Annotated in this window: 6 protein-coding genes; 4 read left to right on the forward strand and 2 right to left on the reverse strand. The window is 36.0% G+C overall.

All coding sequences use genetic code 11. The features are described 5' to 3' along the window. Nucleotides 1-345 precede the first annotated feature (345 nt). The gene (locus AFK68_RS20455; protein WP_094674616.1) at nt 346-717 is read left to right on the forward strand and encodes a hypothetical protein; all 372 of its coding nucleotides are present in this window, start codon (nt 346-348) and stop codon (nt 715-717) included. Between the two features lie 97 nt (nt 718-814). Beyond that, on the forward strand, nt 815-2,236 hold the full coding sequence (locus AFK68_RS20460) for an LCP family protein (protein WP_371357477.1): 1,422 nt from the start codon (nt 815-817) through the stop codon (nt 2,234-2,236). A 365-nt stretch (nt 2,237-2,601) separates the two neighbouring features. Here the strand turns inward: AFK68_RS20460 and AFK68_RS39365 are convergent. Continuing rightward, nucleotides 2,602-2,826, reverse strand: a 225-nt coding sequence (locus AFK68_RS39365; protein ID WP_210407529.1) for a hypothetical protein, incomplete at its 5' end; no start/stop codon positions are given. Between the two features lie 907 nt (nt 2,827-3,733). Here AFK68_RS39365 and AFK68_RS20470 point away from each other — a divergent pair. Together AFK68_RS20470 and AFK68_RS20475 are read left to right on the forward strand one after the other, a co-directional pair. After that, nucleotides 3,734-4,330, forward strand: coding sequence for a sulfite oxidase-like oxidoreductase (locus AFK68_RS20470; RefSeq protein WP_094674618.1), 597 nt, complete (start codon nt 3,734-3,736; stop codon nt 4,328-4,330). A gap of 253 nt (nt 4,331-4,583) precedes the next feature. Further along, nucleotides 4,584-5,276 (forward strand): 1-acyl-sn-glycerol-3-phosphate acyltransferase, encoded by a 693-nt coding sequence (locus tag AFK68_RS20475; protein WP_094674620.1) that lies wholly within the window; start codon nt 4,584-4,586, stop codon nt 5,274-5,276. Between the two features lie 530 nt (nt 5,277-5,806). On the opposite strand, the gene pta is transcribed toward AFK68_RS20475, so the two are convergent. Continuing rightward, nucleotides 5,807-7,948 carry a phosphate acetyltransferase gene (gene pta, locus AFK68_RS20480; protein WP_094674622.1) on the reverse strand — a complete coding sequence of 714 codons (2,142 nt, stop codon included), beginning with the start codon at nt 7,946-7,948 and terminating at the stop codon, nt 5,807-5,809. Between the last annotated feature and the right edge of the window lie 163 nt (nt 7,949-8,111).

Genomic DNA, 8,111 nt, shown 5'->3' on the forward strand with positions numbered 1-8,111 from the left:
AAAAAGCTGGAGTTAAAAAACCTGATAAAGTGGCGAATAAGGATAGAAGAGGGAACCCAAGTGAGGGTAGTACCACTGGTGGAGGTACTAAAACTCCGCCGAAAATTTTAATTATGTAAATACTGGCAAAAAATTTACTTTTGGCGATAATATAAAATGTAAGCATTTATCTATTAGCAGTCAGCAGTCAGCTCCTAGCTTTTTAATGAATGAAGACAGCATTTTTTTTATTCTACTAAATTTTTAACCACACATATGAGTTATTAACTCATATAATTTGTGGCAGTAAATTATAGATGTATCTCAAAAGCTGAAAGCTGAATGCCTACTCTAAAATAACTAAAGATGAAAAATAACGAGCAACTAGAAAATCCTCAAATCAACCGTCAAGAACTATTTCTGTTAGTAACTCCAATATTAGGTTTCTTTCCCGCAATGTGGATTTTGTTTCGTCAAAAAGGTAGTCTACAACATAGAGCAGTAAGCCGATTAATTGTTACCTTAACCTTGATTTGGTTATTAGGAAATATTTTCTTGCAATTAGGAACCGAAATAGGGGAATCTGGTACTATTACCTTGTTATTAATAAATAGCCTACTAACTACTAGCTACTTCATAATTAGTTTCGGACTAATGGTTCGGATATGGAAAAGACAACCCTTATGGCTACCAGGAATTAGCCAGATAGCAGAAAAAGTGGTAGGTAAACATTTATGATTGTTAAAGATTATATTAAACTGTTCAAAACTGAAATTTTCAGCAAAATTTCTCTGACAAAAAACTTTATTTTAATATTTAGTGTGTGAGGAAACCAGTGCCCGCTAATAAATTTTTAAATTCAACCGCTAGTAAAGATTCAAAAATAGAAAATAACCAAAAACAACCTTCCCAATTTACTCCCAGACGTTGGTTTGGTTTAGGTTTAGGTTTAGCTGGAGTGGCAATGATATCTGCTACGGCAGGCGCTCTTTTAGCAGTATCTCTTTCTAGCACTCCACTAATGCAACAAAGGCTATCTCCAGAAGAAGCAGCAGTATTTTCTCAACAAGATTTGGCCAAAAGCAGTATGAGATTGCCAGAGTTAACTCGGCCTGTCAATATATTGTTACTAGGAATTAAGGTATTAACATCAGATTTAGAAGAATATCCCCAGGATGAAGACTTAGGGTATCATGCTTTGGTTAATTCTTTTAAAGGATTATCTGATACAATGCTCCTGGTTAGGTTTGACCCTAAAAATCAGAAGTTAACTTTACTTTCTATTCCCAGGGATACTCGAACTTATGTAGAGGAGCGAGGGTTAACCAAGATTAATGCTGCTAACTATTATGGTGGACCAGCCAAAAGTGCAAAAGCTGTTAGTGAACTTTTGGGTGGAGTAGGAATAGACCGTTATATTCGGGTTAATGTACAAGGTGTAGAAAAATTGATAGATGCTCTGGGTGGTGTTAAAGTTCATGTACCGAAAGACATGAAATATCAGGATGATAGTCAACACCTGTATATTAATCTTAAAGCGGGCGAACAACATCTCAATGGGGACCAGGCTCTACAATTTATGAGATTTCGCTATGATAATTTAGGGGACATTGGGCGAGTCCAACGGCAGCAACTTCTAATGCGAGCTTTTATGGAACAGTCGGTTAATGTCAAAACTCTATCTCGACTGCCAAAAATTCTTTCAGTAATTCAGTCTCATATTGATACAAATTTGAGTGTAGAGGAATTAGTGGCCTTGATGAATTTTGCTGCTAAGATTAACCGACCTGATGTACAGATGTTGATGGTGCCTGGTGAGTTTAGCGACCCTGAAAAATATAAGGCTAGTTACTGGTTGCCCGATCTGACAACTCTAGATAATATGATTGCTAAACACTTTGACTTTGGTTATGATCGCTGGGAAGTAGAAGATGTAAACTCCAACTATATTAGAGTAGCAATTCAAGACAGCACTGATAATTGGGAAACTGTTGATGAATTAGTTAGGTCTCTCAATGATTCTGGTTATTGGAATATTAAAGTTGCTAAACCCTGGAGTAAACCTTTAGAGGTAACTCGAATTATTGCTCAGAAAGGAGATATTGAAGCAGCAGAAGCAGTTCAAAAATCTCTTGGTTTTGGAGAAATTTTTGTGGAAAGTACGGGATATTTAAGGTCAGATGTTACTATTCAGTTAGGACAAGATTGGTTGCCAATTAAAGATGAATCTAGAGATTCACAAAATCAAAATTGGTAAAAACTATTATTGTTATTTGACTGTTGCAAATTTTGCAGTTAGGGCATTAAAGTTTGAAGATACTCAAATTTATGAGGACATTCCACTGGAATGTCTCTACCCTAACAAAGCTTTATCAAAATATTTTTAATCTTACCAGACAATTAAAATTTTTGATTTCTCAAGGTAAGCATTCAGCAGTCAGCTATTAACTTCATTACCTTTAAAAGAAGAAAAAGCAGTTAAGAGGTTTCAAAGAATTAAAAGTATGGGTAAAAGTCAATTAGTTAACCTTAATAAGTCTATCAAGCTACATCATTAATTCAAAAGGAAGAGCTGACCGCTAATAGCTGTTTGCGCAGCATTCCGCAGGAAATGCTTACTTCTCAAGACTCTAAGTTATTTGGTAAGTAAGTTCTATTGAGAGAAAGTAAAATTAATATACACCCAAGCTGAAATAACCAAGGAATCTCATTAAAAAACCACACTAATCCAATGACTCCTATACAAGGAGCCACTATTCTAGGAATGCCATCTAACGTTTTGACATCAGTATTCAAACTGACAAAGACAGCTAGAAAAAAAAGGATTAAGGGAATTATATTTTTCGGNTATAACTAATAGACAAATGAGAAAACTGAGTTTTAGCTGAGGAATTGCCAAGTTTAATCTTAATTTTCGGGAACATTTAATGAAAAAATAATTTCCCATTTGACCGAATATATAGCTAATAATTAATAATTAATAATTAACAATTGAATAACCTATAGCTATAACTAAGAAAAAATTAGTTAGGACATAGACTGATGATGAATCTTAGACAGCGGAAATGTTTTTCCAACTGTTGCCTGTTACCAGTTAAGTTTTTCCTGCTATAGTGAGATAGTCTGTTATAAATTATTAATGCTCTGGCGAGGGAAATTATTAATTGTTAAAAAATAACCCGTTCGGATGGTTGGAAACTTAATTTCTGATGCAGGCAACATGAAGATTTACTTACTACATACCACCTAAAATTTATCAAAATAACTTGTCACTAACCCCGCCTTGATTAGCAAAATATTTTTAGAGAGCTGCTCACGCACCCCCGTGACAAAAACAACTTCTGACTTTTAACTTCGTTAACACGCCTAGTATTAGCTGTTCCCTAAAACCTAGCAGTTTTTACCTAACTCAGAACTAAAAATTTCTATATCAGATATATTCATCAGTAAACTAATAATTCCAGAAAAAATTCTGGTATCTTAAGTATTTAAAGAAATCGAAATAGTTAATCCAAGTTATTCCAACGAAATTCCTCAAAGCTGTTAATTATGTTAGGTAAATTTTTCCGCAAACCAGAACCAGAACAAAGCGATCGCGTTCCTCCAGGTCAACACTTGGCTAAAGGTTTCCCCGTACTAACTTATGGTGAGACCCCTAATATTAGTACCGACAAATGGGAATTAAAAGTATGGGGTTTAGTTAAACCNTAGTTAATCCAAGTTATTCCAACGAAATTCCTCAAAGCTGTTAATTATGTTAGGTAAATTTTTCCGCAAACCAGAACCAGAACAAAGCGATCGCGTTCCTCCAGGTCAACACTTGGCTAAAGGTTTCCCCGTACTAACTTATGGTGAGACCCCTAATATTAGTACCGACAAATGGGAATTAAAAGTATGGGGTTTAGTTAAACCTGTCACCTTTAATTGGTCAGACTTAATGGCCATGCCACAAAATCACTTCACAGCAGATTTTCATTGTGTTACTCGTTGGTCAAAACTTGATGTTCAGTGGACAGGGGTAAAAGTTACAGACTTTATGAGTCACCTAGAAATAGATCCGAAAGCTGTCCATATTATGGAACATTGTTATGGGGGCTATACCACTAATATTTCTGTAGCTGACTTCCTGAGAGAAGAAAATTTCTTTGCTCACACTCTATCTGGTGAACCATTATCTGCCGATCATGGTGGTCCGATGAGGTTAGTAGTTCCTCATCTCTATGCTTGGAAAAGTGCAAAATGGATTAATGGGCTAGAATTTCTAGACAATGAAGAATTAGGTTTCTGGGAACGTAATGGTTATCACAAACGTGGTGAACCTTGGGCAGAAGAACGTTATGGATCTATTTGAAGATGGATAGTGAGTTCAATAATGGATAATTGATAATTACCTCCCCCTAAAAGGAAGACGATTGAATAAAAGGAAAATTTTTTCTTGTTCCTCCACGGCGAGTGAGAGGCTTTAAACCTTGATTTTTCGGTAAAGTCTAATACTCAGTTTTTATCTCCTATTCCCTATTTCCTATTTCCTATTTCCTATTTCCTATTTCCTATTTCCTATTTCCTATTTCCTATTTCCTATTTCCTATTTCCTATTCCCTGCTATGGAAAATAATAAACCTCAAAACTATCCAGCATCTCCAGAAATTATCCCTGGGTTCTCACCTTGGCTAACTCCCTTAACTTACTTTTTTGTATGTAAGGTTCTATTACCTTTTTATTTCAACATAAAAGTCAGGGGTCGAGAGAAACTTCCTACTAATAAAGAAGCAATTATCCTCGCGCCGACTCATCGTTCTCGGTGGGACCCTCTAATTATGGCTTATATGATAGGTTTAGTTAGTAACCGTTACCTGCGATATATGGTTTCTCAAGAACAAACAGAAGGTTTTCAAGGTTGGTTTATTCGTCGCTTGGGTGGTTTTCCCGTCGATCGCGATAATCCAGGAATATCTAGTATTCGTCATAGTGTTAAACTTCTGAAAGAGGGGGAAATATTGGTACTATTTCCCGAAGGAAAAATATATCCTGAAGATAATGAAATTCATTTTATTCAACCAGGAGTTTCTCGTATCGCACTACAGGTAATATCTAGTGGTGCTGAACCGAATCTTAAAATTATTCCTATTAGTATTTTATACGATCATCCTGCACCTCCACCCTGGCGCTGTGGTGTACAGGTTAATATTGGCGATCCTTTAAAAGTTAAAGATTATCTTGGTAATTCTACAAAGCAAGCGGCTCAAGAACTTACCGGGAATATGGAACTTTCTCTGAAGCAATTACATAAAAAGTAGAAGAAGAAGGAGTTATTTCAGTTATCAGTTATCAGTTATCAGTTATCAGTGCGAATCATTTGAGGTGGGGGAAGGTTTAGCCAACAGCATTAATTTTGCCATGCATTCTTCAAAACCCGCCCCCGCACATTTGCGGTTTCATCCTATTGATAGGTGATGCCGTTGTCATTAGGGCTGGTTCATCTAAATAATTGGTAATATCATTAATTGGTTTGGGTGATTTGGGCTATGATTTTTCTGGCATTCTAGAAACCGGGTTTGTGTTAGATGCCGATAAATAGTGAAATTTTTCTGCAACAAACCCGGTTTCTTATAACAGCTCTTGAGATTTCATAGCTCGGTTCACTAACGCCCATTAATTTACAGCGATTTTCATATGAATAAACCACAATCATACTGACTCCTTACTCATTACTCCGTACGGACGTTGCATGCAACGTCCCTACCTCCTTACTCCTACAACAGTTTTGTGGTCTACTCAACTGAAAAGCACTGTAAAATCGAACTCGCCCCTACCATTCCCACATATTTTAATCAGGACTCCTCACTCCTTCTTCATCTTTTAATCTGAGAATGCAAATGTTTTGTGCTTGAATAGCTGTAATTGCCACAGTATTAATAATATCCTCAACTTTACAACCGCGACTAAGATCGTTTACTGGCTTCTTCAAACCTTGCAATATAGGTCCGATCGCTATTGCTCCTGTCTCTCTTTGCACTGCCTTATAAGTATTATTCCCCGTATTCAAATCAGGAAAAACAAACACTGTTGCTTGTCCAGCAACTTTAGAACCAGGCAATTTCTGAGCTGCCACAGCAGGATCTACTGCTGCATCATATTGTATCGGACCTTCTAATTCTAACTCTGGTTGGCGTTGTTGGGCGATCGCTGTTGCTTGGCGAACTTTTTCCACTTCTTCCCCTTTACCAGAAGAACCTGAAGAATAGGATAACAGAGCGACTTTTGGTTCAATGCCAAATATAGAGGCAGTTTCCGCTGAAGCTAGAGCTATTTCAGATAATTGTTCAGGGTTGGGATCGGGATTAACCGCACAGTCTCCATAAACTAAAATGTGACTTTCCAGACACATAAAAAAGACGGAAGAAACCAGAGAAAAACCAGGTTTAGTTTTAATTATCTGTAGTGCTGGCCTAATCGTATGTTGAGTTGTATGTACTGCACCAGAAACCATGCCATCTGCATCCCCACATTCAACCATCATTGTGCCAAAGTAAGATACATCTCTCATATAATCTTTTGCGGCATCCAGAGTCATTCCTTTATGTTTTCTAAGTTCATAGAAAGTTTCTGCATATTCAAGGAATTTTGGGTGTTTGTTTGGTGTAATAATGTTGAGAGTATTAACATCTAAGTTAATGCCATGTTTTCTGATGGAACCTTCAATATCTTTGGGAGTACCTAAGAGAGTTAAATCAACCATTCCTTGACTGAGGAGAAAAGACACTGCTTGTAGGATACGAGGTTCCCCTCCTTCTGGTAAAACAATGTGCTTTTTTAGAGATTTTGCTTGTTGATGCAAATTATAAATAAACATTTTGGGAGTAATGCCATGAGACTTAATCTCACCCAACCTTTTTTCTAGCTTACTTCCATCAACATACTCGGCAAACAATTCTAGACTCAAACGAATTTTTTCGATATCTCCTGCAACAATGGAACCCTTTATCTCTTTTGCTTGAGTAGCAGTAGTATAAGTATCAGTTTCTACTGAGAGAATAGGTAGGGGATGAGCTAAACCATCAATGAGTTTCATAATTGATGGTTCAGGAGGAAAACCACCCGATAGTAAAATTCCTGCTAGAGATGGATAATTAGCTGAATGCTCTGCTTGTAACATCGCCAATATTATGTCGCCACGATCGCCAGGAGTAATAATTAATTGACCGTCCTCCAACCAATTTAAGGCGTTAGAAACTTGCATTGCTGTTATTAAATAGTCAGAGACGAGATTATCTAATTTCTTTTCTCCATCAATAAGGGATGCTTGAAGTTGTGCTGCTACTTCCCTAACTCGTGGATTTTCCAGTTTCGGAGTGTAAGGAATTACAGACAATAAATAGTTGAATTGGTCATATTCAGATGCTAATACTTGGTTAAGTTCATTAATTTGTTCAGAGACAACTTTATTAACGACAATTCCCATAATTTGACAATTTTTCTCTTGATAAGCATCTAGAGCAATTTGAATTGTACTGGTTATTTCTTCGATGTTTTTTTGGTAACCATTAGTCAAGAGAATAATCGGACAACCTAAATTATGTACAATTTCCAGATTAAGATCGAATTCTAAAGCCAAACTTTGACCTAAATAATCAGAACATTCGCAGAGAATAAAATCACAATTTGCTTCTAAGGCTTTGTATTTGGTAATGATTTTTTCTAAAACTTTCTCATGTTTATGTTGATTAATCAGTTGCATTACTTCGCTTTCTAATAAACCATAAGAATCCTCATAGTTTTGTTTCAAATTAAAGTGAGTAATCATTAATTCAATATCTTTGTCTTTATCACCTGTTGATGTTCCCTTAATTAGAGGTCTAAAAAAACCTACTTTAGTAGTTTTTAGCAAGGCTTGTTCTATAATTCCTAATGCGAGTAAAGCTTTACCACTATCTGCTTCAAGTGTACTGATATACAAAGATATTGTCATAATTTTAATTCATCCTCTTGATGTGTTGAAAGCTTATATCAATCTGATAAATGTTTGCTACAAATAGCTAGGTTCATTAATTGATAATTGATAATTGATAATTGATAATTACCTCTCCCTTTTAGGGAGAGGATTGACGAATAAGGAAAAGATTTATTTTTTT

The sequence above is a fragment of the Hydrocoleum sp. CS-953 genome, from assembly GCF_002260545.1.
Lineage (GTDB): Bacteria > Cyanobacteriota > Cyanobacteriia > Cyanobacteriales > Microcoleaceae > Trichodesmium.

Bases quoted from the DNA above. Each gene is read 5' to 3' on its own strand.
- AFK68_RS20455 (WP_094674616.1), top strand. From the start codon at position 346: ATGAAAAATAACGAGCAACTAGAAAATCCTCAAATCAACCGTCAAGAA.
- AFK68_RS20470 (WP_094674618.1), top strand. From the start codon at position 3,734: ATGTTAGGTAAATTTTTCCGCAAACCAGAACCAGAACAAAGCGATCGC.
- AFK68_RS20475 (WP_094674620.1), top strand. From the start codon at position 4,584: ATGGAAAATAATAAACCTCAAAACTATCCAGCATCTCCAGAAATTATC.
- pta (WP_094674622.1), bottom strand. From the start codon at position 7,948: ATGACAATATCTTTGTATATCAGTACACTTGAAGCAGATAGTGGTAAA.